Source organism: Mycobacterium sp. E2497 (genome assembly GCF_001668695.1).
Taxonomy (GTDB): domain Bacteria; phylum Actinomycetota; class Actinomycetes; order Mycobacteriales; family Mycobacteriaceae; genus Mycobacterium.
This window is the reverse complement of record NZ_LZKD01000042.1, coordinates 1-825: the sequence shown is the minus strand read 5'-3', so window position 1 is coordinate 825 and position 825 is coordinate 1. Positions and strand designations below refer to the sequence as shown.

2 pseudogenes are annotated in these 825 nt (G+C 72.4%); one reads left to right on the top strand and one right to left on the bottom strand.

The window, feature by feature from the left end:
* Positions 1 to 644 (top strand): annotated as a pseudogene (locus tag A5713_RS28645) (aldehyde dehydrogenase); the annotation flags it as partial.
* A gap of 45 nt (positions 645 to 689) precedes the next feature.
* On the opposite strand, the pseudogene A5713_RS03955 reads toward A5713_RS28645, so the two are convergent.
* Positions 690 to 825, bottom strand: a pseudogene (locus A5713_RS03955) (cutinase family protein); the annotation flags it as partial.

The following is an 825-nucleotide window of genomic DNA, read 5'->3' as shown; positions in this document are numbered from 1 at the left end:
CGGGGCGCAGCAAGATCCTGATCACCGCCGACCAGGACTGGCGCGAGCACCTCGACCTCATCGTCGACTCGATCGCCAACCTCGGGGGCATGGCCTGCGTCAACACCACCGCCGTGCTGTACGAGGGCGATCCCGCCCCGCTGGCGCGGGCGATCGCCGAGCGGTTGGCGGCGATCGAGCCCCTACCCACGGACGACGAGCGCGCGATCCTGCCCACCCAGCCCGTCGAAAACGCGCGGGCCCTCGCCGGGTATCTGGCGGGGAAGGCCGCCGGATCGTCGCCGCTGCTCGGTGCCGGGCAGGTGGTCGCCGACCTCGGCGACGGCTACGCCGCGCTGCGCCCGGCCGTGCATCTGTTGCCCGCGCCCGACACGGACAAGCTCAACGTCGAGCTGCCCTTCCCGTGCGTGTGGGTCTCGCCCTGGTCGCCCGACGACGCCATCGCGCCGCTGCGGCATTCGTTGGTGCTCACCGCGCTCACCGCCGACGAGCGGTTGATCGACGCTCTGCTGGGCGAGCCGACGATCGCCAACGTGTACTTCGGGCCCCACCCCACCTGGTTCGCGGCCCCCGCCATCCCGCACGACGGGTTCCTGGCCGACGCCCTGATGCGCAACAAGGGCTTCATCCGCGACAGCGGCTGACGCGAGGGCTCAGGCGCCGGCCCCGGTCCCCGAGGGGATTTCGGCTCAGCTGCCGAAACCTCCCCGGCCGGTCGAGACCTGCGTCGCAGGGCCGCCGCTACCCCCGTCGAGGTGGCTGGAGGCGAAGGCGACGCCTTTGTCGATCATGGCGCCGTCGTCGGCGTAGGTGTTGTGGGCGGCG